18 protein-coding genes are annotated in these 26,208 nt (G+C 57.8%); 4 read left to right on the top strand and 14 right to left on the bottom strand.

Going from position 1 to position 26,208, the window contains the following annotated elements; all coding sequences use genetic code 11:
- Positions 1-50 precede the first annotated feature (50 nt).
- From AC6I97_RS07715 to AC6I97_RS07665, 11 genes are read right to left on the bottom strand one after another with little or no spacing between them, the layout of a single operon-like run.
- Positions 51-2,600, bottom strand: coding sequence for a CgeB family protein (locus AC6I97_RS07715; protein WP_497944595.1), 2,550 nt, complete (start codon positions 2,598-2,600; stop codon positions 51-53).
- Between the two features lie 9 nt (positions 2,601-2,609).
- A complete protein-coding gene (locus AC6I97_RS07710; protein ID WP_497944594.1) occupies positions 2,610-4,262 on the bottom strand; it encodes a CgeB family protein in 1,653 nt (550 codons plus the stop codon).
- A gap of 5 nt (positions 4,263-4,267) precedes the next feature.
- The gene (locus AC6I97_RS07705) at positions 4,268-5,353 is read right to left on the bottom strand and encodes a hypothetical protein (RefSeq protein WP_224165126.1); all 1,086 of its coding nucleotides are present in this window, start codon (positions 5,351-5,353) and stop codon (positions 4,268-4,270) included.
- Between the two features lie 28 nt (positions 5,354-5,381).
- On the bottom strand, positions 5,382-6,290 hold the full coding sequence (locus AC6I97_RS07700) for a hypothetical protein (RefSeq protein ID WP_497944593.1): 909 nt from the start codon (positions 6,288-6,290) through the stop codon (positions 5,382-5,384).
- Positions 6,291-6,349: 59 nt separating this feature from the next.
- Positions 6,350-7,630, bottom strand: coding sequence for a UDP-N-acetyl-D-mannosamine dehydrogenase (gene wecC, locus AC6I97_RS07695; protein WP_497944592.1), 1,281 nt, complete (start codon positions 7,628-7,630; stop codon positions 6,350-6,352).
- Between the two features lie 36 nt (positions 7,631-7,666).
- Positions 7,667-9,562 (bottom strand): glycosyltransferase family protein, encoded by a 1,896-nt coding sequence (locus tag AC6I97_RS07690; RefSeq protein ID WP_497944591.1) that lies wholly within the window; start codon positions 9,560-9,562, stop codon positions 7,667-7,669.
- Positions 9,562-10,452 carry an ABC transporter ATP-binding protein gene (locus AC6I97_RS07685; RefSeq protein ID WP_224165130.1) on the bottom strand — a complete coding sequence of 297 codons (891 nt, stop codon included), beginning with the start codon at positions 10,450-10,452 and terminating at the stop codon, positions 9,562-9,564. Before AC6I97_RS07685 ends, AC6I97_RS07690 begins: the two co-directional genes overlap by 1 nt.
- Positions 10,439-11,326 (bottom strand): ABC transporter permease, encoded by an 888-nt coding sequence (locus tag AC6I97_RS07680; protein ID WP_223934247.1) that lies wholly within the window; start codon positions 11,324-11,326, stop codon positions 10,439-10,441. The genes AC6I97_RS07685 and AC6I97_RS07680 overlap by 14 nt, the downstream gene beginning before the upstream one ends.
- A gap of 21 nt (positions 11,327-11,347) precedes the next feature.
- On the bottom strand, positions 11,348-13,078 hold the full coding sequence (locus AC6I97_RS07675) for a glycosyltransferase family 4 protein (protein ID WP_497944590.1): 1,731 nt from the start codon (positions 13,076-13,078) through the stop codon (positions 11,348-11,350).
- Complete coding sequence (locus tag AC6I97_RS07670; RefSeq protein WP_497944589.1) at positions 13,075-14,346, bottom strand: glycosyltransferase family 4 protein; 1,272 nt, start codon at positions 14,344-14,346, stop codon at positions 13,075-13,077. Before AC6I97_RS07670 ends, AC6I97_RS07675 begins: the two co-directional genes overlap by 4 nt.
- A 3-nt stretch (positions 14,347-14,349) precedes the next feature.
- The gene (locus AC6I97_RS07665) at positions 14,350-14,913 is read right to left on the bottom strand and encodes a hypothetical protein (protein WP_224165133.1); all 564 of its coding nucleotides are present in this window, start codon (positions 14,911-14,913) and stop codon (positions 14,350-14,352) included.
- A 261-nt stretch (positions 14,914-15,174) separates the two neighbouring features.
- Between AC6I97_RS07665 and AC6I97_RS07660 the strand changes: the two genes are divergently transcribed.
- Positions 15,175-16,932 (top strand): DUF4434 domain-containing protein, encoded by a 1,758-nt coding sequence (locus AC6I97_RS07660; protein ID WP_497944588.1) that lies wholly within the window; start codon positions 15,175-15,177, stop codon positions 16,930-16,932.
- A gap of 71 nt (positions 16,933-17,003) precedes the next feature.
- Here AC6I97_RS07660 and AC6I97_RS07655 read toward each other — a convergent pair whose 3' ends face one another.
- The 3 genes from AC6I97_RS07655 to AC6I97_RS07645 all read right to left on the bottom strand — a co-directional run bounded on the left by AC6I97_RS07655 (position 17,004) and on the right by AC6I97_RS07645 (position 21,821).
- Positions 17,004-17,756 carry an acyltransferase gene (locus AC6I97_RS07655; RefSeq protein WP_497944587.1) on the bottom strand — a complete coding sequence of 251 codons (753 nt, stop codon included), beginning with the start codon at positions 17,754-17,756 and terminating at the stop codon, positions 17,004-17,006.
- A 91-nt stretch (positions 17,757-17,847) separates the two neighbouring features.
- Positions 17,848-19,743 (bottom strand): hypothetical protein, encoded by a 1,896-nt coding sequence (locus AC6I97_RS07650; protein ID WP_497944586.1) that lies wholly within the window; start codon positions 19,741-19,743, stop codon positions 17,848-17,850.
- A complete protein-coding gene (locus tag AC6I97_RS07645) occupies positions 19,743-21,821 on the bottom strand; it encodes a CDP-glycerol glycerophosphotransferase family protein (protein WP_497944585.1) in 2,079 nt (692 codons plus the stop codon). The genes AC6I97_RS07650 and AC6I97_RS07645 overlap by 1 nt, the downstream gene beginning before the upstream one ends.
- Before the next feature lie 227 nt (positions 21,822-22,048).
- Here AC6I97_RS07645 and AC6I97_RS07640 point away from each other — a divergent pair, with 227 nt between their 5' ends.
- From AC6I97_RS07640 to AC6I97_RS07630, 3 genes are all read left to right on the top strand, one after another.
- Complete coding sequence (locus AC6I97_RS07640; protein WP_497944584.1) at positions 22,049-23,128, top strand: LCP family protein; 1,080 nt, start codon at positions 22,049-22,051, stop codon at positions 23,126-23,128.
- Between the two features lie 124 nt (positions 23,129-23,252).
- Positions 23,253-23,888: an arsenate reductase/protein-tyrosine-phosphatase family protein gene (locus AC6I97_RS07635; protein WP_497946980.1), complete on the top strand. Its 636-nt coding sequence runs from the start codon at positions 23,253-23,255 to the stop codon at positions 23,886-23,888.
- Between the two features lie 83 nt (positions 23,889-23,971).
- Positions 23,972-25,966, top strand: a complete 1,995-nt coding sequence (locus AC6I97_RS07630) for an acyltransferase family protein (protein ID WP_497944583.1) — start codon at positions 23,972-23,974, stop codon at positions 25,964-25,966.
- Positions 25,967-26,208: the final 242 nt, after the last annotated feature.

Below are 26,208 nucleotides of genomic sequence, written 5' to 3'. Positions count from 1 at the left end.
GCCTTCTGCCCGGGTTGGGCAGAAGGCCTCCTTCTGTCGTCAAGTGACCACTAGTGGGCGGAGCTACCGCTCCCAGCGCCCCAGGGGGACGTTGAAACGGCCGCCAAGGAATTGACGTTTTCCAGGGAACCAACCCACTCCAGGTGGCTGATCTCGGCAGAGGGGAACGAAGCGGGGCGGACCTTCAGAGACTTGGAAGCCGGAAGGATAGCGAACGACACCTCCGGGGTTTTCTGGTTCTTGGGAACGTGGACCCGCAGGTTGCGTGTAACCGGCGAGGTCCTCAAGACCTCTGTGTAGGCGACAGATCCGCCTACACTGACCGTCAGCTTGTACAACCCGGCCGACTCTTCACTAACGCTGTGGGCCACCGTTGCTATCAGATCCGTGCCCTTGCCCTTGATCCGTTCGTGGGTTACCAACACGGACCTCCGGTCATGATCCAGCATCCAACTGACCGCAGGCTCGACAATATCGATGTCGCTAACAATTTGCTGAACGGTGGAATTTTTCGCTTCGCTGGCAAAGACTCGCTCCAGCATTCCTTCAAATCGCATTTCAGCATTGAGCGGCCCCAGAACCGCTGTACGGGCCGCAGCCAGAATTCTCGTTGTACTTGCATTCGAGGATGCCAGCCTGGCGAGTTTCATAGCCAGTTCGCCCTTCTCCCGGACGGACACTGAGGCGATCCCGGCAGGACAGATGTTCATCGTGCCGACTCCGCGGGGCACTACCACCAGAGAACCTGAAGCCATGGCAAACGGCAAGGCTTCAGACGGCAGCGGACCTGGAATGCTGGCATCAAACGGTGCTACAACAACTGTGGACTTCAAGGCAGCCGCAAGGAGCCCAAGGTCGTTGAATTCCGCCGGTGATTCCTCAATGAACAGCTCCAGCGAAGGCCAGTCGGCCACGTCCCGGAAGGCTGCGGCTTGTTTGTTGAAATGAAGTCTCCGCTTTCCGGCAACCACAACGCGCTGCTCACGTTCGCGAACCCGTTCCGTAGCCATCCGGAACGAATGATCTACCAGATGCGGCAGGTGCTCCACGGATTCAAAGCCGTCGCTGACAAGTCCAGCGGCCACAGTTTCGTTCAAGACGCCAAAATAGTCCACCCTGGAAGCCAAGCGCTTAACCTTCTCGCCACCCTTGGCATGTTCAGCACCAATTACCGCAAGTCGCACGCCGGCCGCGAGCAACTCATCCCTACCAGCCTGGGTGATGCCGCAATCAAGCCCCGAAATAACAAGCAGTTCAGGAAGGTCCTCGACGGACTGAATGAACTTCGCGGCGTTCACAGCAAACTTAAACTCATTGTTGGGATCGGGTACAAGGACACTCTTATATTGGGCAAGGTCAAGGGCTACTACGTTATGTCCCAACGTTTGCAGCGCTCTCATGGCCACCGATGACGTGGAAGTGACTCTTCGGAATCCCACGCCGAGTACGGCAATTGAGCGGGGGTTCGTCGTGGCCTTCACTTCAATGCGCTCCTGCGGAACGTCAACTTCGGCGGAACGAATTGGTTCGGCGTGCTCGCGGCCGGCATCCACAGCATCAAATTGAGTGAACCAGAGACTGCGTTCAGTGGCATCCAGATCCTGCCAGGAATCATCGGAAAGTACCGATTCCAAAGCCATGACGCGAGCCGCAGCGGAGTAGTTCCTGAGGAAGCGATCGTGCGTTGAACGGCTCATTTCTTCCAGCGAAGAGGAAGCAAGCAAAGACTGAATGGTGCTGTCCAGTTGCGTGATCGAATCGACGCAGACGATCTCAGGGAAGGAGGCCAGGTCGTCCGCGTCCGGGACAACGGAGACGATCGGAATTCCCATTGCGGCGTACTGGATTACGCGACTCGGATACTGGAAGAAACCCAATTTGTCCAAACCGTCAAACCAGGTTTCGAGACCTTGATGGTCGCGGAAGTACTGCGGAATGTTGATCGCGAGTCCAGTTCTGGCACCGGCTTCGACCACTTCCTCGTCACTGTCCAGGAACCCACCGCCGATTCGGTAGTAGTCGCGTCCGACGCTGCCATGAATCCGGATACTCGAGGTAAGCGAACCTAGGTCGAAGTACCTGGTCCGGCGAACTTCATCGTGGACGTTGCCCAGGAACATTGCATCTGATTCCCGTGGCTGCGAGCCAAACACATATGGGAAGGCAGTTTGGTCTGTCCAGAACGGGAAGTTTATCCCAGTGGGACGCCCAAACATGGACTCGTAGAAATCCAGGACCCTGGCAGTACCACAGTGGAGCACCACATCGTAGCTTTCCACAACTGGCCCATAGGAGAGATCCCAAAGCACCGGGTCATCAGAAAGCCAAGCCACCAGACGTGCCCCCGTACGCTTGGCCCGCTCAAGCAGTGGCGCCGGAAGGCTGGCCGGCCTGAACACGAAAATCACGTCAGGACGAAAATCGATGACCTTATCCAACGTTGAGTTGAGGACGTGCAATTGGGCAGGACCGGTCGCAAACTTGTACCCGTGGCCGACCTTCCCTGTGTTAAGAACCGTATGGCCCGCGGCTACAAGGGCGCGCTCGAGGGAGCTGGCTACGTGCGTTTCGACTATGCCATCAAACAAAGCAATTTTCATGGTGTTCCCCTAAACCGTCCAGGACGGATCTGAACTGGCGGATGCCTCGCGTACATTGAACCGATCAGAAATCGTCACCAGCTCTGGAGATTCAAAGACAGAACCAGGAGTCAAAGATTCGTGCACGAGGAGGGGCTTCCAATCAGCTGAGATCGGGGAAATCCATGCGCCCGAGAGAATGCGGAAGCCTTCGGTATCTTCCGGCCAGCTATCACCGATATAGGCACTGTCCGGCTTCTTGGCACTGGCCGTGACTGCCTTGCCCGTAACACGGGCTTCAGCGTCGTGAAGTGTATAGAGCCGTAGATCGCTTACATAGTTCGGCGCGTAATCAAAGGCCTCGGAGAACACGGCCACAAATGGAGATTCCAGCTGGAAACTCTCGATGTCCTGAAGCGTTCGGAGGATGGTGGTGGTTTCGGACATGCCTCTGCGCTTCAATGCCGCTCGAATTTCACTGTCGTCAGGTCCTACACGGCAAACAACCACAACGTTTTCCAACTCGATCGTCTGTTCATTGGCCTGGGCGATGAGCCGGTCCAGGGACGACAACGAGGACGCGACGAGCACGGCAGTAACGCCGTCGCGAGGAACCTTCCACTCAAGCCCGGCCATGGAATAGATCTGCTGCATCCGCTGGGCATAGGTGTGCCGCTGCAGGGTCCGGCGCCAGGCCTTATGCGTGGCGCGTTCCCGGAAGTCATGATCGCCCACCAGGCGCCCAAGAATTTCCTTTGCCTCGGACTGCGTCCGGACCGTGAAAACTTCATCAGCCGCGTATGCACCTGCAATAGCCTCTGATTCAACGCTGACAACAGCCGTCTTGCTGCTGCTCAGCTCAAAAATCCGCCTCGCACACATGCTCTTCGACTGCGGCACAGAATTTACGTTGAGGAAGACCTTGTGGTGGCCATATGCCCTCACCATTGCCGCGTACGGCAGGGATCCGACGACGAACTGTGCGTAAGGTTCAGGAAACGCGTAGTTTGCGTCCCCGCCGAGCGCTCGTGAGTAGATCGACAAGCCAAGCTCTGCCGACGGTGGGAACAACAGATTCATTTGGTCACGGCGTTCCGGGAACTTGTGCGCAAAATACTGCCCCGCGAAGGCCACGTTACCGACATCGGACTGTGAGTCACGTAGCGGCTTGTGGATTCGAGGTTGTGCGGCAAAGGGAAGGGTTGCCACATTCTCATGTCCAGCCGCTGCCGCATAGTCCTTAATCAAGGACTCTTCCGACGTAAGGATCACATCGAATTCCTTGGCTGCAGGGAGGAATTCTTCGAAGTGGGGCGGATCTTCCTTGTTCCAGAAGACTGTAGGTATTCCTTGTTGTCTACAGGCTTGGATCAGTGAATAGAATGCGGCCTTGGGGCCGCCGGGGCCCGTAATCTGATAGGCCCAATCTCCATCATTTCCACTCCAGGCAGACTCAACAAAGAGGACATCCGGACGAAGTCGCTCCAGCGCCTCTGCATAGTCCCTTGTGGAGATCGGCCACAGCCGCGCTTCAGGGGCGAAGCATTGGGTGGAGAATTCGTCCAGGACCACTCCAACGGAAGGAAGGTCCCGGGTGGCTTCAGGCAGGGCATAGGAAATCTCCAGCCCAAATGAATTATTCACCAGGTTGAACAAGCCAAGGTGGACATCGCTCGAGTTCATCACTTTCACGTTCCAATCAATTCTGCGCGGTTGTACGACTTCGACATGTTCTTTACGTAGAGTCCAGGATGAGCCTCCAGGAACGCCTGGACCGCGGGCCGAACATCGATAGCGGACGAGTCGACGATAACCACAGGTGTTTTAGGCCTGAGCCAGCTGAAATACAGCGCCGGGATGTTGTCCGTTAACACCGTGCCTGAGGCAAGTGCCCCGAAGTCGATAACCACCATGTCAGCCGAGTGCGCCGTCACTCCGGAGAGGGAAGCAGCCGGAACGGGGCTTGCGGGCAAAAGATTACAACTTGCGCTCACGTCTTCCTGGGCTGTACCCAAAACGGTGCGGAAGGCGTCGATCTCCTGTTCTGACCCAACTAATCCTGCTGTCAGGGAAGGCCGTGGTTGGAGGTGCGCGAGGCAGTTCGCGACCCATGCCGTCGAGATGCCGGAACCGATATGTACCACCGTTGCCGGCAAGTGATGACTGATTGACTCAAATATTCCACTTGCCGCTGCAACCGAAATGTTCCGGCTCTGTACGTGACGGGTCATTCCCACCCAGTCCCGAATCTTCTCCAAATGGGGGAACAACTCGGCGTTGGCAACGTGTTTAGTGTGGTTTCCAACAGATACGAGCTTGGCCACATCCGTTTCATTTAAGCGAACACTCTTGTCGATCGAATCAGCCGATTTGGCAATATTCGGAATAGCACGGGTTTGCTCTGTGGTCTTTTGCGTATTCTGTCGCACGGTCGCCAGCGAACGGCGAAGGGTGTAAGTGCCCTCGAAGAGAACCGGGACGGCCGCTGCCAATCCGATGACAACGAGGAATATTCCCAAGTTCCGGGATTCCAAATAGGAGATGAAGCCCCCAGCGAAGATTAGGGCGCCGATGGCCAATCCAAGAATACCTCTGGGTGTTCGAAGGAATCTGGACAGCGGTGAGTCATTTTTGAGTCTTAACATTCTGCAATGCTCCGTGAAGTCGTTTCGTGCATCGAAGTTCTCTGGGAAGTATTTAGTTTTCTTTGCATCGTGCTCCGTCCGGCTGGGGCTGTCCCGTTCGAATACCGCAGAGGTATTCGAACGGGACACCGGACGTCATAGGCATAGTTCGGAGGGGCTACTCGCGAACCCGACGTCCTCGCCGCATTGCTGCATCCATGCCATCGAAACTCGGCGGGGCAAAGCCAAGTCCCTTCAGCCCTGCCGCCCAGTCATCACTCGCGGCCACGTTCAGAACTTCTGTTATGAGTGCCTTAGGCGGAGCAGCGTGTCCTTCGCCCCAGTCATCACCCATGAGTTCAAAAACAGCATTGCTGTAGTGCAAATTCTCTACAAACGGGTTCCTGTGCCGTTCGATATGGAATTTATCGGTGCTGTTCTGCATGTAGGCAACGGTGTTCTCCAGGGGTTTGCTGTAAACCTTCACGAGATCCGTCGTGACGCTGTGCGGAAGTCTTTCCATTGCGTCACTACCGCTGACCTCAAAACAGGTCTCGGCGTAGTTGGCAACCGGGATAGGCTCATATTTGGCAATGTCAGTTTGCGGATTTGCGACGATCGCGAGTGAGCCCGGGAATTGCGCCGAATAGTAAAGAGAAGCAAACCCTCCGCCCGATGTACCGAAAAAGACCAGTTTTTCGCTACCAAAGGACCAAACGATCTTGGCAATGATGTCTTCGAGAATCTGCTGAAGTCGTTGCTTTGAGTTACCCGCATACCAGCCAAGGTTCATAGTAGGGCTGATGATCAAGCTGGGATCAGAAATAAAAATCCGGTTGACATCCACTTCCCGGGAAACGCCAAGACCGGCAATCATGGGTAGCCGGTACTCGGGACGTACGGCGCCATGCAGAAAAACGGCCGTCGTCTTGTGCCCGCGATTTTGGACCAGGACGTCAATAGGAAGCCCCCCATGATCAATCACATGGTAACCCCCCTTGATTTCGCGGGCACTCAGGAATGCGCCAATCGAGGGATAGCCTGTGATCGCATGAACCTTGGGATCAATATTTCTTGCGCGGGTCATTCTCAACTCTCATGTCTTTGCTCGCTCAGCTGTACGAGCACTCGAACCGGTCTGGAAACCTAGACAGCGATCGCCGCTGGCTGGGTTTCAAGGTTCAGCGCGCCGCGCGTGTCAATGACAATCTTGCCGGACAGCAGCTCGGGGGCGACGGCCTTGACGTCGTCGTGATCAACCAGAACGACGACTACATCCGAGCGCTGGATGGAATCTTCGATCGAAACGAGCTCAACGTTGCTGCGGTTAACCAGTTGCTTCGGGAGTTCTTCCACGTGCGGTTCAGCAACGTTGATACGGCGGTCCTGCAGTGCCTCGGCAAGGTGTGCTGCGATCTCAATGGCGGGTGATTCGCGGAGGTCGTCGATGTTGGCCTTGAATGCGAGTCCGAGGACTGAGACCTCTGCCGTGGTGGGCAGGTTCTCCAAAGCGGAGACGACCTTCTGGAAAACCCACTCCGGCTTTGCATCGTTGACTTCACGTGCAGTACGGATCAGGCGGGATTCCTCAGGGGCTGCTGCCACGATGAACCACGGGTCCACAGCGATGCAGTGGCCACCCACGCCGGGGCCCGGCTGCAGGATGTTAACGCGGGGGTGGTGGTTGGCCAGGCGGATCAGTTCCCAGACGTCAATTCCCAGCTTGTCACTGATGACGGAAAGCTCGTTGGCGAAAGCAATGTTGACGTCGCGGTAGGAGTTCTCCACCAGCTTGGCCATCTCCGCCGTAACGGCGTCTGTAGTCAGGATTTCACCCTGGCAGAACACTGCGTAGAGGTCCTTCGCCTTCTCGGCGGCCTCGGCAGTCATACCGCCAACAATCCGGTCGTTGGTGACAAGTTCGATCATGACGCGTCCCGGGAGGACACGCTCAGGGCAGTGGGCCACGAGGATGGCGGGCTTCGAGTCGGAACCATCAAGGCTCAGGTCCGGCCGGAGGTTCAGGATGTACTGGGCCATGTGCTCGGTGGCGCCGGGAGGGGACGTGGACTCAAGGATCAGGAGTTCGCCGCCCTGCAGCTGCGGTGCGATGGCCCGGGCCGCAGCTTCGATGTAGCTCAAGTCGGCGGAGCGGTCTTCCCTGAACGGCGTGGGGACGGCAACGATGTAGGCGTCAGCCTGCGGAGTGGCAGTACTCGCGCTCAGGTGGCCCTGGCTCACGGCACCGGAGACGTGGACTCCGAGGTCTGGTTCGACGAACGGTACCTGGCCTGCGTTCACGGCATCCACCGTGCGCTGGTTGACGTCCACGCCGATAACCTCGATGCCATTCGTTGCAAGGATGGCTGCGGTTGGGAGGCCTATGTATCCAAGGCCGATGACTGCTACTCGTTTAATGGTGTTCAAAATGTTCCCCTTTTATTTTCAAATCTTGAGTCTGGGCTAAAGCGTGACGTGCTCGGTGGGATTGCCCCAGAACCGGACTTCTCCTGAGGCGAGGAGCTCGTCGTCGGAGGCGTTCCAGGTGTGTCCCGATCCGCTTCTGAGTTGGTAGTAGTTGTATCGGTCAGAGGAATAGATCTTTCCACCGGCTTGGGTCACTGCGTTCAGGAAGGCAGTGTCTTCGCCGCGGCTTCTGTCCTCGAATGGATGCTCTTCAAAGACGGAGCGTTTCGCCATGATGGTTGGTCCCATGACCAGGTGGCTGAACCCGTGCTCCATGTGTCCAAATCGGTACAGGGCAGCATTCCTGCTTGAAATGAACATAAAGTGAGCGAGCTTGCCCACGACGTCCGCCCCCGAGTACTGAAGTGCGTTGACCTGGTCCCGTAAGTAGTCAGGACCGTAATAGTCGTCGTCATCCATCTTGGTGAGCACCGCACCACTGGACTCGGCAACACACCTGTTCAGGCAGGCTCCCAGGCTCAGCGATTCAGGTTCTTCAAGCAACGTCAATCGAGTCACGTTGTACTGCTTGCTAAGCCTGCTGATGGTGGCAGCACTTGGTTTGAATCCGTGCGTCAGCAACACGAGTTCAACGTCCACTCCCCTCTGGGAGCCAATTGTCTTGAAGATGTGCTCCAGTTGGTGTGGGCGAATGGTGGAAACGAGGGCACTGATGGTTTCCGGCTGAACGGGCGTTTGACGGGTGGGCAGCACCAGCCGAACAACTTCCTCAGCCCTGTGCGCATATGTGTGCTCAGCCCAGATACGTCGCTGGGCCAAATGCACGGCGCGATCATTGAGTTCGGGGCTGCGTATCAGTGCTTTGATGACGTCCGCAGCCTGTTCCGCACTGGCAACACTGTGGATTTCATTGTCAGGGAAAAAACGTGGCAGTGCAGGGCTGGGCGTCGTTACTACGGGTGTTCCGGAGGCTGTGATCTCAAAGATCCGGCGCGCACACATGCTCGGCGAATCCACCACGGAGTTGACGTTCAGAAAGACTTTGTACGCCTTGTACGCAGTGAGCATCTGGTCATAGCTGAGCGAACCTACTACATGCGCGTCATAGGGTGCCGGGAACTGATATTCGGGATCTCCACCCAACTGGCGGGAGAAGATCTCAAGACCATTCTTGGACGTGGCGGAACCAGTGATTGCGCCGTCCAAAAGAACCTGAAGTTGTTCCCTGCGTTCTGGATACTTGTGCGCAAAGTACATCCCCGCAAAGGCAACATCCCGGGAATGCCTGCCGTTCGCGGGCCTTACCGGATTATGGATTGCAGGCTGGGCTGCAAACGGAAGGACCCCGATCCGATCGTGGCCGAGGGCCGCACGATAATCCGGAAGCTTGTTCTCATCCGACGTGAAGACGGCGTCGAATTCGCGAGCCGCAGGAAGAAAATCCTCAAAATGCGGAGGGTCTTCCTTGTTCCAGAAGACGGTAGGGACACCGTGCTCGCGGCACCACCGCACCAGATCCAAAAACTCTTGTCGCGGCCCGTTGCTGCCGGTGAGCTGGTACTGCCAGGAGCCGGAGTTGCCGTTCCAGGCGGACTCGACAAACAAGAAGTCAACGCTCTGCTCTTGCAGCTGTTGAAGCCAATTGTCCTTCTCGAGGAAAAGCACGTTCCACTCATAAGAAAACGAACGAGCAGAAAAATCATCGAGGATGACAGCGACAGTCAGATCGCTGCGGCGAGGAGGGACAGCCGGATATTCAAACGCTCCGAAGGCTAAAGAGCGTCCGTCCTTGGTTCGGAGCATGGTGCCCTGGGCGCTGCGAACAGGGCTCGCTCCAGCGGTCCTGTGCCGCCGATACCACTTTTTCAGCTGGGAAAGCCCGCCTTGGCGAAAATGCCAGGCTGCCGTCCGCACATCGGATACGTAGCGCATTAGACCCGGCTCCTGCGCATCTTGCTGCGTGCAAGGACTTCAGTCATCTGCAGATTGGCACGGGCTTCGTCCCGGATTCGTGCAGCGCTGAGGTTGTTTCCCTTGGCCAAATTGCCGGTGAAGTCCTGGTAGGCACGAACAGTTTCTTCGGGGTCGCCATCCATGATCAGGTGTCCCTTGTCCAGCCACAAGACCCGGCTGCACATCTTGGTGATGGTATCCAGGGAGTGGCTGACCAGGAAGACACAGCCAGCCTGTTCGCGGAGTTGGTCCATGCGGCGCTTGCTTCGATCACCGAACTGGGCGTCACCAGTGTTCAGTGCTTCGTCCACCAGGAGAATCTCGGGGTCGATGCTTGCGGCGATGGCGAAACGGAGCCTGGAGGCCATGCCTGACGAATAAGACTTCATGGGCAGGTAAATGGAATCCTCCAGCCCACAGAGTTCAACGATGCTGTGGAACTTGGCCTCGACTTCCTGCCGGCTCATGCCCATGGCAAGGCAACCCAGGACGACGTTCTGATGGCCGGACAAGTCAGGCATCAGGGCAGCATTTACACCGAGCATGATCGGGGTACTGGAAGCGAAAATCGCTCCGGAGGTGGGGCGCATCTGGCCGCTGATGAGTTTCATCAGCGTGCTCTTGCCGGAGCCGTTGCGGCCGATGATTCCCACCGACTCGCCACGTTCCACCACCAGGGACAGTTCGTAAAGTGCACGTACCGTCACGGTGTTCGGCCGGCGGCCCAGGCGGCTCAGGAAACTCGTATCCCGGCGTTCTTGCGCGACGGCTTCAGAGTCGGTTGTGACCACACGGTATTCCATCGCTGCACGATCGACCACCACGCAAGGGTGGCCTTCAACATCCAGGACCTGCTCAGCCGCGACCATAGGACTCCTCCCCTTGCCAGAAGAAGACCATGCCCACAAGAAGGGCACCCAAGGCCCAAACGGCCAGGGTGGCCCAGGACTGCCAGGTGGGTGATTCTGCGTAAAGGATGCAATCGCGAAGGATGTCGATGACGTTGAACAGCGGGTTCATCTTCAGAACGGCAAGCAGGTCCGGGTGTGTCACAAACTTCTCGTAGGAGTAGAAGATTGCGGAGCCATACATCCAGGCGCGCATGAAGAACGGCAGCAGGTGGGTGGCATCGTGGACGCGCGAAATGATGCGGGCCAGAATCAGTCCAACGCCAAGATTGAAGACTGACTGAAGCAAAAGTGCCGGGATGATGAGCAGCCACAGCCAGGTGATCTTCTCGACCGGTGGGATCAGGGTGATGATCAAGAGCATCGCGAGGATCAGCGGCACGTTGGACATCATTTCCCGGATGTTCATGCCGATCGGCAAGGTCGCCCGCGGGAAGTTGAACGCCTGGACCACTGACTTATTGCTGTGGATGGACCTGGCGCCGCTCGTAATGGCGCCGGATGTGCCCTGGAAGATGAAGATTCCAATCACCAGGTAACCAACGTAATTCTCAATTCCACCGCTGGTCTGAAGCAGAATGCCGAAAATAACGTAGTACGTCAGGCCATTGAAGATCGGGTTGAGCAGCAACCATGCACTACCCAGGCGGTCCCGTCGGGTGCCACTCTGCACCCTGGCGCGGGCGTCATAAAAAATGAACTCACGGAAGTCCCAGAGCTGAACCAGATAGTCCAGAAAGCCCGGGCGCGCACCAACGCGCGTCAGGCGGCGCATGTCCACAGCCAGTGGTTGTACCAGTGCTGGCTCGGGCAGTAGTGCTTTCTTCGCCGACATCAGCTGACCCTCCTTACGTTGTTAGACGCCCAAATTTTCATAAGCCCGGATGTATGCCTGGGCATTTGCCTGCCACGTCCTCGTAGCCAATACTTCCTGCCTGCCAGCGGCGCCGAGCCGCTTCCGTAAACCTTCATCATCAAGCAATTCGTACAACACCTCAGCCAGTCCCCCGGGATCTTCAGCGTTCGCCACCCTGCCGTTTACGCCGTCGTGCACTATCTCCCGTAAGGCGTCCAGGTTGCTGGCCACCACAGGCCGGCCGGAGGCCAGGGCCTCCACAGGTTTGAGCGGCGTCACGGCCCGGGTAACAGCCAGGTCCTTGCGTGGAACCACAAAGATGTCCAACGCCAAGTGGTAGAGGCGAGCCTGCTCCGCAGGGACGCGCCCAGTGAAGATGGTCCGTTCCGAAAGTCCCAGGCGCCGGACTTGGTCCTGAAGAGCGGGTGCGGCAGTGCCGTCTCCGACCAAAACCAGCTTCAACTGTGGCAGTCGTGGCGCAAGCAGCGCAAATGCTGTGACCAGATCGTCAAGGCCTTCATAGTCGACAAGGCTGCTTACTGTCCCGATATAAAGCCGCTTCGGGTCCAGTCCCAAAGCCAACTGCGCCTCGCCCTGGTCGAGCGGTTCAGACAAGTACGCGCCGCCCACGGCGTTGGGGCAGATCAGGATTTTGCTTTCGGGGACGCCCATGGCCACGATGTTGTCTTTCATGGACTCGCCGAGCGTCACCACAAGGTCCGCGCTCTGCATGACGTCGGCTTCCCGTTCGGCAAAGAGCTTGTACCGTTCGCTCCGGCGGGCTTCCTCGCCACGCGTTGATGCCCACGTGTCAGCCAGTTGTCCTCGAACTTCATATGCCCACGGGACGTCCAAGGCGTTTGCGACTTCCCGGGCTACCAGGCCGTTGACGAAGTGGGTGGTGGTATGGAGCACCGACGGCCGGAAGTCACGGGCGAGGGACAAAATGCCTTCGGCCTGCTGCTGTAAGCGACCATCCATGGACGGCTTCATGCGCGCCGGCAGGAGACGTTCGTAGCGAACGCCGTCAACAACGTCATGCTGCCGCGCCGTCAACGCGCCGATCTGCACGGGGTAGCCCAGGCGCGTTACGGCCAGCGCTTCCCAACCAGCGTCCTGCTGGGCGGTCAGGATCGAGTGGCTGCGCCGGGCGTAGCCGCTGCCGGTATGCGGCGCGGAGTTCGTCAGCAGGTGCAGGACCCTGCGCGGTTGTGGTTGCACTGCAGATGGCGTCAGCGTTGGACGCCACCCTTGGAAGACGCGGACTTCGGACTCAAGCCGCTGCCGCTGTTTCGCCATGCCGCCCCGCTCGCCAGCGAGGACGACGACGGCGCCGCTCATGTCGCCGTCGTACCACTTGCGTCTGGCGAGGGTCGCCGGAGTCCGGGTCGCCCCTGCGGCGAGGGGCAGGAACACGTCCGCCCATGCTGGCTGTCCGGCAGCAAGGGCAACTTCCGCGGCCTTGCGGGCGCGGTCGCCATCAAGACCGGCACGGACGGCATGTTCAAAGCGACGGGTGAGCCCGGCGGTGTCCCCCGCCGCGTGGCTGGCCAGCAGGAAGACGGGACGGGCTGAATTGGGCGCAAGCCTGGCCGCGAAACGAGCAAGCGGCCTGACGATCCTGGACGGCAGCCGGCGAAGGACCTGGAGGAACAAGACAAAGGGCGACTCAGTGAGGTGCTCCGATACGGTTCCTGCAGTCAGGGCAACGTTCTTGAAGAGTTGGATCACGCAGTCCCCCGAGCGTCCGCGGGCCCCGGATTCACCAACGAGGATATTGAGTCCATGTATCGCAGGGCCAACCGCGCATAGTCGGCGTTGTCCCTGACCCAGTCGCGGCCGCTGGTGCCTGAGGCAAGCCGGCTTCGGTCCTCGGAAAGCTCCCGCCACAGCTGCGCCACTGCTTCTGCGTTGGCCGCGACGACGTCGCCTCCCCCGGCTTCAATGATGATGCGTTCGGCTTCACCCCGCACCACTGCCGTGACGTGCCTGCCAATGGCCAGAACCTCGTAGGTCTTGGACGGAACAGTGGTCTCGAACGATTTCCAGTCATCCCGGAGGGAGACAATGCACGTATCCGCCTCACGGTATTTGTCCATGACGGCCTGACCCTGCAATGACGGGAAGAAGGTCACCGGCGCATTGAGCTCGCGGGCCAATCTCACCAGTTGCGGGCGGCTGGTGCCGTGACCCACCAATGTCAGGTGGAATCCTTCGCCCAGCAGCGCACTTGCCCTGATGAGGATGTCCAGGCGCTGGCTTTTGCCATGATTTCCGAGGTACACGGCGTGGAAGACGTCCCGTTCCAGGGCAGGTGGATCAAGGAAAGGCATGGAGTCCAAATCAAGGCCGTTGCTGACGGTAATGACGTTCTTGATGCCGCGGTCCCGCAGCGTCTCGGCAAAACCGTCGGTAACGGTGACCACCAGGTCCGCTCGTTGCTGGACGAACTCGACCACACGCTCCACAAGGCTTTTAACGCTGCCCTGTACGATTCGTGCGTCGCGGGCCAGGTCCGGCCAGGCGTCCCGCATCTCGACGATGAAAGGCACCCTGCGAAGCCGGGAAAGTACGTATCCGGTAGCCAGCGTTGGGAGGCTCGGAGCAGTGGCGAGAATCGCGTGGGGTTTCTTGCCGCCCAAACCTATCGGTACGGACATCACAGCGGAGAAGAGTTGGTCAACGAAACGTGCCAGTGGCGAGGTGCCAAGATGCCGAAGGTACGGCACGCGCCTGATGGTTTCTCCGTGCGGGCCTTCCTGGTGGGCGAAAGCGAATCCGGCCTTTCGCCGGGGCAGGTCCCGCTTGCCGTTGGGATAGTGCGCAACGGGAGCGACGACGTCGACGTCCCAGCCCGCCTTCCGGAATTCCCGGGTCAGGGACAGCCAACGGCGCTGCGGCGGGCTGTGCTCCGGCCAATATGAGTGGGTGAGCAGCATTAGACGCAACGGGAATGCAGGATTTTCGGCAGCCGCGTCCCTGGGCAGGGAGGTATCCATGGACTACTTGCCGTTGAGGCGGGGTCCGCGGATCCCCTTTGAGCGCAAGGCACGGAAGTACGCAAGGCCCAGCAGCAGCAACACCAGGACCGTCAGGCCTTGGACAAGGGGGTTGTTCTCCGCGACGGGAGCCAGGGCCACCTTCAGGGGGCCGGTGATGTCTGCGCTGACAACTGGCGGGGCGGCGGTTTTGGTAGGAGTCGGTGTGGGCGTGGGCGTTGCTTCAGCCGTGGCCGTTTCGGTCTCTGCCGGGACTTCAGGCTCCACAAAGAAGTTCTCAACTGCCACTTCGGTGGGGACAGCAGGAGCGGGCGACGTAGCAGGAGGAGTCACAGTGGGCACTTCCGCGGGCGGAGCGACGGGCACGACGACGGGGGGCACCACGGGCGCGGGAGCTGGCTCTTCGGATGGCTGGGCAGGGGCCGTAGGAACTGGTTCCAGTGTGGCCGGAGGCGAGGTCGGCTCAATCACCGGCGGGATGATGACAGGAAAAGTGGGTTCGGGTGTCGGCGATGGGTCCGCCGGCTGTTCCGCGTCCGTGCCGGGGTTGGTTACCGTGGTGGCCATGGCCGGCTGGGTACCAAAAAACCCGAGAATAGCCAGCAAGATGACCACTAGTGCGGCTTGAACACGTCTGATTCCGGTGCCCAACTTTCCCCCCGTTGATATGTCGTACAGAACGCCAGCAGCGTCCGTTCCAGCGCGTCCACCTGAATGAGGGTAGGCGCGGCCACCAACAGCAGGAGGGCAGCCCGGTTTAGTCTAGCGTATGGATAACAGTCATTTGATTCCGTAGGATCGTCTGCTGATGCCGACCCCAAGGAATTCATGACGCTCATTCGCGGAAGCCGTCCACGCATCAAAGTCCTCCTCGCGGCACTTGTGCTCACTGCCGGAGTTGGAGGAACCGCGTTGGTTGCGCCCAGCCCCAGCACGGTGGCGGAGCGGCCGGTCCAGGATCAACAGCCGACCCAGGATCAACAGCCCTCAGCAGCCCCGAAGCAATCTCCGGCTGCCCGAGCGCCGAAAGCGGCAAGCTACCCAATTGGTGGTTACTTCGTTTTCGCGTCCCCCAGCAGTTCCAGGAACACCCAGAAGCTCAGTGAAATCAAAACAGCAGGCGCTGACACTGTCATCACGTTTGGAACGACCCTCGCGCCAGCTACCTTGGCAACGCTTCCCAAGGAGTGCGTCATCGATGGAGTGAATTGCGCCAAGGCTGCTGCAGGAACTCTGGAGGTCAACCGCTATTTCACCTACTCCGACGGAAGCGTATGGAGCAGCCAAGCCGTGAAGTGCCCCCAGGACCGCAGGATCACCAGCCAAGGCAAGGCATTCCTTGTCCTGGTCCTTCCTGCCCAAGGCACCGGCTGCACGTCCACGAACGGGAAGTACGACGTCGTGGTTGCAGGGGGTGGCGCCGCCGGCGGCATGGATCCAGCAGCTTCCCTGGCCCTGGCGGCCACGAAACTTGGCATGAAGTTCTATGCCGGCTTGCCCCTGCCGGTGAAGAGAACGGATACGGCGTACCTCCCCGACGTTTCCTATCAGGGAACTTTGACGCTCTTCACGGAGCGCTTCCTTCAATATCAAGCTGCGACGAATAACGTAAAGGGCCTGGCTGGCTTCTATCACAGCACAGAAATGCCCGTCACCGATGGCCACACCTTCGATCCCATCCTGGATCTGTACCGGATGCAGAATCAGGCCATCCATCGGATCCTTCCCACTCGTGGGGCAATCGTAAGTCCCTACCTTGACGCGCGGGTCAGCGCTTTCAGCATCAGCCTTACCGAGGCTCGCAAGGGGATCCGAAGAATTGCCCAGACGGCCAGTGGACTGGTTCTGAACATCGCCATCCAAGATGGCATGGGCACCGGCAAGGGTGGAGCGTTTCAGTCGAACGAGGCGAACTCGGCGGTGGACCGCTATGCGGAGAGCATCGTGGGCAAGGGCTCGTGGAGCAGCAAGTACGTGGCACCCATTCGGGACTATTTCCTGGCAGCTGCTGCGGGCATTTCAGGAACGGGCGCGGTCCTCTGGGCGAATTTGGAGGGCATGGCTCCGGCCACAGCTTCGAATCCTTGCGGTGACAGTCTCCGCGGCCAGAGTTCCAAAGCGAGGATAGACCGCCAGCTGCAGCAGCTTTCCAACGCGCAGAAGATCATTTCCTTCATGTGGGATTCGTATTACACCTGCGTTGGTACGGGCGTCCCCCTCAAGGCCCAGGTGGAGTCTGGAATTGCAACGCCGATTATCACCGACGCGACTTTTGACGCATCCACCGGGCAAGTGCGGATAACAGGCTTCAATCTTTCAGGTGGCAACGCCCAAGTGAAGTGGACCACAAAAGCGGGGCAACGCCTCGAGAAAACCGTGAAGCCGACGAGCACAAATACTGCGTACGGGGTCCAGAGCGGCATGAACCCGGAACTGGAAATGATCCTCGTAAATGTGGGCAAAACAACCCTTGCTGCGGGCCGCTACTACACCGTCAATGTCACCAACCAATGGGGTGCGGAAAACGACGCTTTCTATTCGCAACGGGTCTACACAGCACAGTCTTCCCGGGACGCCAAACGCTAGCCCCGGACCTTGGGTGTTTGTCCATTTGTTAGTGTGAACAAGCACTTTGATGTGGTCGCGTTGTTGTGCGGTCAGATGAAGAACCTGTTTTTCGACGTTATTTGATCCAACCTCTGGCACCACGCGGCCCGGTCGTGACCAGAGGACGCTAAGTCCAATTGAACCTCCAGTTCTCCGATATCCAAAACATTCTGGTCACTCACGTATATGAAATCGTCCTGTGTAGAAACCGAGCTTCGCTCGGTCTGGGCAAGCGTGTAAGCATGCACCGAAGGACGCGTCCAGAAGATCCCTTTGCCGACGATGCGGGCCGGGACACCGGCCGCCGTTGAATTGGACGGGATGCTTTTGGTGACCAACGCCCGGGCAGCAAGGATACTGCCCGAACCTACCGTTGCGCCTTTGAGCAGCAAGGTGTCCTCGCCCAGCCACACGTGATCCCCCACCCAGACGGATGCGCTGGGATTGATTCGCTGTTGAGTATTTGCCGAATAGATCAGATGCGGATCCGCCGTGCGGAATACCACGCGCGAAGAAAACATTGCATCGCTGCCGATGATGACGTGTTTGCGTTCTGTCGGCAGGAAGCGTGCTTCGGAAGTAAACGATGCGCCAGGACCCAGGTAGAACACTGACTCATGGAATGTGGTGGCCACCAATCTCAGGAACCTGGGCGATTTGCGCAAATGGATGACCGAATCATTTCCTATGAATCGAAGCCGTGAATTTCGCAACTTGACGCCGTCCTCCACGAACAGCACGTTTCCCTTACCGGCAAACTCCACTGAGGAACTGACAAATTCCGATTCGGATGTCTGATTCAAGTGAACAACGTTGTCCGTAATGGTGGAGACATCCGCGTAGGAACGAATGATCTGGGTTTGCCCCGGTCTTCCGGAGCCAGCCACGGAGACGCTATCTGACATTTACCGGCACCTCATGCGTAGAGGGCGCCTCATCCACTATGGCAATAACACTTGAGGCCTTCCAGTCCACTGCTCCAAAGGTATCCACCGCCTCGTCAGCCGAATCCGCAGCGTGAACCACGATCAACAGACGTTCGGCCTTAGCGGCGATGACGAATCTCAAGGCGAGCAGGTCCGCCATCGCCCAGCCGTCCAGAGGCTCGACCACGGCAACATGTGAAGCCCTATGCTCGCCACGGTCAAGGGAATCGCTGGACACATCGCTTTCGGCATCGCCCACGAAGTGGACCTCCATCGTGTCGCCCCCGATGTCTGCGCCGTAGCTGCGGAACCGAAAACGGGCGAACTGGTCACCGTCCAAGACCACATACGTCTCTGGATGCTTTGCATGGAGGCTTAGAGCAGATGCACTCATGGAGTGCTGCACTTCTTGGTTCGAATCCTGCACCAATGAACCGGGCAGAGTGCCAGTCCACTGGGTTGCGCTGGCTTCGATCGCGACAACCGCTGAAAGATGCTGGATCGGATCGTAAGCCGGATGGAGCTGTTGCTTTTCCGAAGTGAACTTCAGGAAGTCGTAGGAATGTTCGGACATCGACTGCAGGAATCTGGTCTGACCTAGCCAACCTTCAATGAACCAGTTGGCGCGGGCAATCTTGGCGCCGACAGAATCGAGCCGAACCTGCACTTGAATGCCGTTCTCTTGGGGGAAAGAACGTACTTCCTCGACACCCATCTCCCGGTGCTGCGGACCGCTCAGAAACCCACGGATAATGCCTAACATGGCTGGCAACGCGGCCCGTGCCACGTCGGAGTGGACACCATCGACGCGGTATTTCGTGAGGTTCGGAACGTCTCCAACAAGCTCGATGAGTGAATGGTTGCTGAGTTCATCGGAGTTCGTGTAAAAGTAGTCGATTCTTCGACCCTCAGCGAAGTATTCGCGCAGGCTGTCCTCGGGCTGTTCCACGTCGTGGAGTGCACGGTTCCGGAAGAGGTTGTCTCGAAAGAACGGTTTGTTGAAGTAATAGGGCAAATTCATTTGCGGCACAGCTAGCAGGAGCTGGGCGGCCGGGAAGTCCTTTGCATAGTGGATGGCTATGCTGCCGCCTTTGGAAGCTCCGAAGAACAGCATCTGCGCAGGGTCGATACCAAAGCGGGTCCGCAGATCCTCGATGGCCTGCCACACCCGGCCGTACAGAGGCCTGCCGGCGTTGTCCACCATCATGTAGGAGCCTGCGGCAAGGTAGCGGTCCTGAAAGCACACCATGAGGGTGTCCTTCAGGTCTGCATTGGTAATGGCTTTGAGGTAACTGACGGCATAGGAGATACGCGAAGTTGATGGCCCGAACCCCGGAAAAGTGATGAAGAGCTTCTTGGGATTGGTGGTGTTGCCCCGGAGCGAATAGTAGGTGTCCCCGTGCTGCTCCACGCCATACTGGTGATCGTATTTCAACTGCTGCGGAGTAGTGAAAGCACCGCGGCCGATCTTCAGCTCATAAGGTGCGTCGATGTCCAGGGTAAACCGCTTGGGATCCCTCGACGTGACGATGATGTTGCGATATTCAAGCGGGAAGCCGCGAGCTGGGGGTTCTATCTTGTTCCCATAGACCACCTCGCCGTCCTGGAGCAGCTTGAAGCCCCGGCCCTTATGCCCTTGCCACTTTGCAATAGTCAGTTTGGCAAAGTACGTTCCTTGTGGCAGGTTTTCGGACGCCAACCTGCGAATGCTGCCCTCCAAGCCGTTTGCCTTGATAAATCGCCGTGCTGGTGCGTTGACTGGGGATGCCATCAGTTTGCGGGCGAAACCCGTGCCGGCCTGGGAGTAGGCAGCATCTACGGCCATGCCAGTGATGGTGCGTTTTATGGCTCGGATCTTTCTCATTAGAGACTCAGCATCCTCTCAACGATTTTGGCGTTGATTCTTTGGGGGTCCACTCCCTGAAAAAAGCGTTCGCGACGGGCGCTGAATAGTTCGTGGGGGCGGAGGTAGTGCTCATGGACGATGTGGTTGATCAGCTCTGCATGCTCCTCAAAGACCGGGCCCAAGCCATCATCGCGGTAGTCCACTCGGCCTTCGTAGGGTTGCTCATGGAAGAAGTCCGCTGCGTCCCAGTGGTAATAGGCGATAGGCGTACCAATAAAGGCAGCGTCAAGCACGGCCGAGCTGTAGTCCGTGAAGACCATCTCAGCCGAGGCGATAGCTTCTCGATAGCTCAAATCAGTCCTGACAACGTACTTGGAGAACCTGAATTGGCTGGCTCTCTTTTCCACGTTGGGATGGAGTTTTACGTGGAGAGTCCGACCAGTTTCTTCGAGGAATGCCAGTAGCTTCGGATCCGCCAGGACGGCGTCGATTGCGCGGAAGTACTCCGATTGGGCGAATTGTTCGGTGGACACTTGGTGCAGGTTGAAACGCCACGTTGGCATGAAGAGCAGGTGCTGTGGCTCATGTGGCGTTCTGGTCAGGGCCTCGAAACGGGGCAGACCTGAGTTCAAGGTTTCGACGGGAGCAAGCTTGCGCAGATAGTCGGCTTCGAGTTGGCCGGTGGCAACGAACACGTCGAAGTATTTGGAAAGGATCCAATCGGTCATATCGTTCAACTGGATGCCGTGTTGCAGATAGACAAAGCGGGAGTTCGCGAAGGACTTGCCCCGGTATCTGATGTTGTAGATCTGGGACGAAACCACCAGGTCCGAGATGAGGAACTTCTCGTAGAACTCGGTAGTGAAGATCGGGATCAGTTTGAAGCCCTTTGCTTGCAGCCTTTCCCAGTCCGGCGATTTTGGGTTCAACGCAAAGTACGCCTCTGTGTAGTCCCCATGGTTCGCCGTGAAATATTCGTACAGGTGCTCAGCATTGTCGTCTGCCTGTAGGGGCCTATCAAAGAAGATCAAGGTTGAGCCGGGAGTGATGGGCCGGCTGTAGAAGTCGTAACTGGCAGCCCGTGAATAGCCAGGCCGTAATTCTCGCGGGCGATACGATTTCTCGATGACTACAGTGTCCCCGCCGAACTGCAATTCGTAGAGGGGCGGCTGCGTCCCTTCCGTGGGCTGGCCTTCCCTGAAAGACAAATATGAGTCACTGGCGCTCAGCTGCTTGTAGAGGTGGGTGTCGGATTCCGGGTCAGATAGCCAACGAATCCAGGACGCCTCCACCGGCTGCAGCGGTTCAACGAATCGGAGCAGCTCCACGAGATGATACGAACGAACAACGTCACGGAGATTGGCCATGGCCACCTGTGTCACCTTCCCAGCACGCATGCCGCGAAGGAACAGCGCAACATATCGCAGCAGGTGGAGACGGATCTCCTTCGAAGCCGTTGGAATCAGTGGGACCAACCGCGTGACATCCTCACGTACTTGCAGGCCAATGGCGGATTTGGTGTCAGATGCGACTGAGAAGCCCGTAGCGAGAGGCTTTACCGTTCCGATGGACCAGTACAGACGGTAACTGAGATACAGTGCCGAGCGGTCGACGTCGCCAACTGCTTCCAACGCTTCCCTTAGCCGACGGGTGTTGAAAACAACACCGAACACGTCAGTGTCCCGGGCGTAGAGATACGTGTCGTCGATCTTGGCGGCGACCACGTTGTTTGGAATTCCGCCTGTGTACGTGACGGGCTCAGCAAGATATACGGTTCGTGTTCGCAAGTAGTCCAGCATTGTAGTCATGTACGACGCCGAAAGCTGATGGGACGTCCTTATGAACACCACGTATTTGGTTTCGATGGACCCGCTGAGCCTGGTGATCCTGTCCGTTGTTAACATTTCGTCAACCTGGAGGATGGAGAACTGGGTTTCGTACCTGAGCCTCGCAGCGATGAGTCTCCTATACATCACCGACTCGCGGTCAAGCAGACCCGGAGCCTCTAGGACGATCGTAAGCAAGGGTGATGAGTCGAGCATCCTGGTCCTCAGTGAGTCGATGGTGCAGAGACCCCAGTCACGTGGTCCCTGCATGCCAAGTTTCAGTTCAAGGACATAGTGAGCCCTTTGACCTAAACGTGACGCAGGAATGCCCATGAAGAGTTGATCGACACCTCAATGAGCAGTCACCAAAGAAGTACAGCCCCTTTCGAATCACATATCTTGAAATCGCCGAGGGCAAGCTCCTGAGTGTCGGCAACGGTCACTACTCATTGCTGCTTGATAGAATCATCACTGCTGACGCCGACACCAAGGAACACATGACGCTCCCGACTGATACTGAAAATGCCGAGCCCAAGTCTCGCCCTCGACGTCAAAAGAGCCCAAAAAAGACTGCCCGAAATGTGCTAATTGGGTTTGCAGCCGTCGTGCTAATCGCAGGCATGGTTGGAGGCGCCTACCTCTACAACTTGGCGCAAACCTTCAACTCGGGGTCTACGAAGATCGAATCCGCCTTCCCTGACGAGACAACACGACCCCAAAAGACCGAGCCCGCTAATGGCGCCCCCGCGCCAATGAACATCCTCGTCATGGGCAGTGACACCCGCGGATCCGACGAACTGGACGTCGACACGGCTGCAGCCACCGATCAGCGGGCTGACACGCTGATGCTCGTCCATATTCCAGCCGACCGCAAAAACGTCTACGCCGTTTCCCTTATGCGTGACTTGTGGGTGAATATCCCAGGAAAAGGCGAGTCTAAGATCAACGCGGCGCTCGCTTTGGGTGGCGTACCCCTGATGGTCCAGACGGTGGAGTCTCTCTTTCAGCAGCGGATCGATCACGTGGCAATGGTGGACTTCGAAGGTTTCAAGGGCCTCACCGATGCACTGGGCGGCGTGGAGGTAGACGTAAAGATCCCCTTCGCACCTGCATCTGGTCCGATGAAGGGGCACTACTACGCAGCAGGCAAGCATACGCTGAACGGCGATGAAGCACTCGCCTTTGTCCGCGAACGTAAGTCATTCAGCGATGGCGACTATCAGCGCGTGCGAAACCAGCAGGCGTATATGAAGGCCATCATCAGCAAGACGATTGCACGAGAAACCCTGACGAACCCTGTGACCGTCAGCAGCATGGTGGGCGCCGTTTCACCTTTCGTTAGCGTCGATAAGAGCTTCGACGCCGCTGCTATCGGCAGCCTCGCATTGGGTCTGAAGGACATTAAGGTGAATGACACCGTGATGTTTACCCTGCCCACTCTCGGCACCGGCACCTCTTTGGACGGCCAATCGATTGTCGTCGCAGACACCACTGCCATCTCCGAGATCGCCGGCGCGCTCTCCAAGGATCAGTTAGGTACGTACGTCACCGCACATGCACTCGAGAGGGGAAACTAGTGCGCAGGTCTCGGCAGACATTTACGGAGATTCACTCAGCGTCATAACTACGGCGTCATGGCCAGATCGCACTGAAGTGTCCCAGCGTTTCTTGGACCGCCCGCTAAAAGGAGATGATGTCGAAGTGGAATCCCCAAACCCATTCCGTATTCTGACCGTCTGCACGGGAAATATTTGTCGTTCACCGGTGGCCGAGCGGTTGTTGCAGGCCGGGCTGGATCAAATTTCAGGCGAGAGTTTCGAGGTGAGAAGCGCTGGGACCCGTGCCATGGTTGGTGAGCCCATCCAGCCACTGTCTACCGATATGATCCGGATGTTCGGTGGCAATGCCTCAGACTTCAAGGCAAGGCAGCTTACGCCGGCTATGCTCCGCCAGAGCGACCTCGTCCTAACCATGAGTTCCCGACACCGACCAGAGGTCCTGCAACTCGATGCATCGCTGCTGAAACGAACCTTTACGATCAGGGAATTCGCAAGGATGCTCAACGTTCTGATGGAGGATCCATCAGAAGAGTCCTCGGGGACGAGTACAGATTGGCGTCAACTCCCGGACCGTGCTGGTACGGTTCGTCACTTGGCAATACCGGGAGATGCAAGTGACAACGACGTCGTGGACCCGTACCGGCGGGGTTCCGACGTTTATAAACAAATGGAGGATGAGCTCGCACCTGCCATCCTCTCTATCCTGCGTTTTGCCCGGCTAAATTCAGGATCTGGTCCCAAGGACGCCCCAGCGCCAGGTAGCGACCAAGCGCGGTAAGCATCCGGACAAGACATTGGGCCATTTCTGCGTAATGGTAGAACGTAAATCGATCCTGAATACGGCAAAAGTTATAGTCGAGTATGCCTTCTGCCCTTAACTCCGCTCATCGCTCAACTTTTCGCAACGATATAGCTGGATTAAGGACAATCGCGATTCTGTCCGTAGTCCTAGTCCATGCTGGGGTTAGCTGGATCCCTGGAGGATTTGTCGGCGTAGACGTTTTCTTTGTTATCTCCGGGTTTCTCATCACTGGCCAACTTCTACGTGACTATGAAGCCACGGGCAGGATCAACCTTGCAGACTTTTGGGCAAGACGCGCCAGGCGCCTCTTTCCCGCGTTGGCCTTTGTAGCGTTGACCGTCTTGGCGGTCAGCCCATTCATATTCTCACCCCTGGAGCTCAAAGAACTCGCAAGTCAGGCCGGCGCAGCTGTCCTGTCCGTATCCAATGTGCTCTTCGCATTCCAAGCTGCGGACTACTTCGGTCATGAAGTACAAGAGAGCCCTTTCCTGCACACATGGTCCTTGGGAGTCGAAGAACAATTCTATTTGGCTCTGCCTTTGCTTCTGGTGATCGTTTCCTGGGCTGCACGACAATTGGGCTGGGACAGGCGCCGGGCTACGCTGTTGACTTTGCTATCTTGCCTCGCTGTTTCGTTTGCTGCCTCAGCTGCCTTGACCTCAGAACATCCGTTCTGGGCCTTCTATACAATCCCGACAAGGGCGTGGGAGTTTGCGGCAGGCGGGATTCTCGCAATTGTTATTGGAACCATAAACTTGTCGAGGACAACGGCTGCAGTTGTAGCTACCACCGGCATGGCGGCAATTCTTGCCAGTTGCTTGTTCATCGGAGACAACCAACCGTTTCCGGGCACAGTGGCGGCCGTTCCTGTGGCGGGTGCGCTGATGGTGATTCTCGGCGGTTCTACGCCGAACCGGATGTCGGGCCTATTTGGTACTAAGCCGATGGTCTGGATTGGTGAGCGGTCTTATTCCTGGTATCTCTGGCATTGGCCTGCCGTAGTACTTGTCAGTGTGGGCCTCGAAGTCCATTCAGTCTGGCTAGGGCTTGCGGCGTCGGTACTCGCGTTAGGCTTGGCGCACCTTACTTTCCTTTGGGTTGAGTCGCCGATCCGTGGGTGGAAGGCCCTTCGGGCGAATAACCGCACCACCTACATCGCCATGTCGGGTGCGCTTGTTGTGTGCGTTCTGGCCTCAGCCGGAATCTACACAAGCGGTTCGTTGGCGTCAACAACGCTAGAGAATCGTACGTGGCTTGCCGTGCGGGAGCAGGGTGCGCCGCAAGCATGCCCGGAGCGCCGGAAGACAGATTCCGGGATCGCCTACTGTGTTTCAGGTTCCACAGATGCACTGACAACCGTCATGGTGATTGGCGATTCCCACGCTGCACAGTGGGTTCCCACGCTCTCGAAGGTCGGCAATGAGGAGGCGTTCCGCCTGGTGATTCGTGCCCTCGATGCCTGCCCGGCAGCCAATCTAACAGTTCTGGCACACGGCGCGATTAATTCCGATTGCGATTCTTTCCATCGCGAAACTCAAGCGCTCATCTACGAGCTTCAACCGGAAGTCGTTCTAACGGCAAACTCGAACAGCTATGTGGGACAAATCCCGGACAGCTCTGGCCAGGTCAGATCCGTGGACACGCAGTCCAGGTTGTGGCGGGCAGGCTTCGCATCCGTTATTGAAGCGGCCCGCGCTGCCGGCGCCGTGCCGGCAGTTATCGAGGACACTCCTCGTCCCGGGGGTGACGCAGGTGTGTGCGTGACACGTCCTGGGGGGACCGAGCAGGGGTGCTCGCCAACCCGGCTCAAGGCTTTCGAGGACATCACGGCTCTACGAGACGCCGAACGGTCAGTCCAACAGGAGTGGACGATTGGTCACGTTCTTAACTTCGATGACCACCTTTGTCCTGCTGATACATGCCTCATATCTGATGGTGGAATCCCAGTTTTCACCGACAGCAGCCACCTTTCCCAAGTTTGGGCCACCGCCCAGGAGCCGAAAATCAAAGACTTCATCTTGGCAGCTGTGAAACCCTTGATCAGTACTCCGTGACCAAGGGACGTCGCGCGGTGCAAGTATCTTCCGCTGCAGTTCTTTCCAAGAGCGCGCGCAGCGACGTCATGAAAGGTCCAATGAAGCTAGTGATCCTTACGCTCACCAAGCGCCCGTCGACGACTGACTCCAGGAGAAATTCCTCCCCCTGACGGGTCGTCAGGACACCGTCGGCAATCCAAACCGAAGTCGTAGTGCCGCCGAACAATACTGATTGGAGTCTGTTTCGACTGTCCACGAGG

Source organism: Arthrobacter sp. TmtSoilC48 (genome assembly GCF_059739425.1).
The sequence above is the reverse complement of the archived record's forward strand: the minus strand, read 5'-3'. Positions and strand labels throughout refer to the sequence as shown.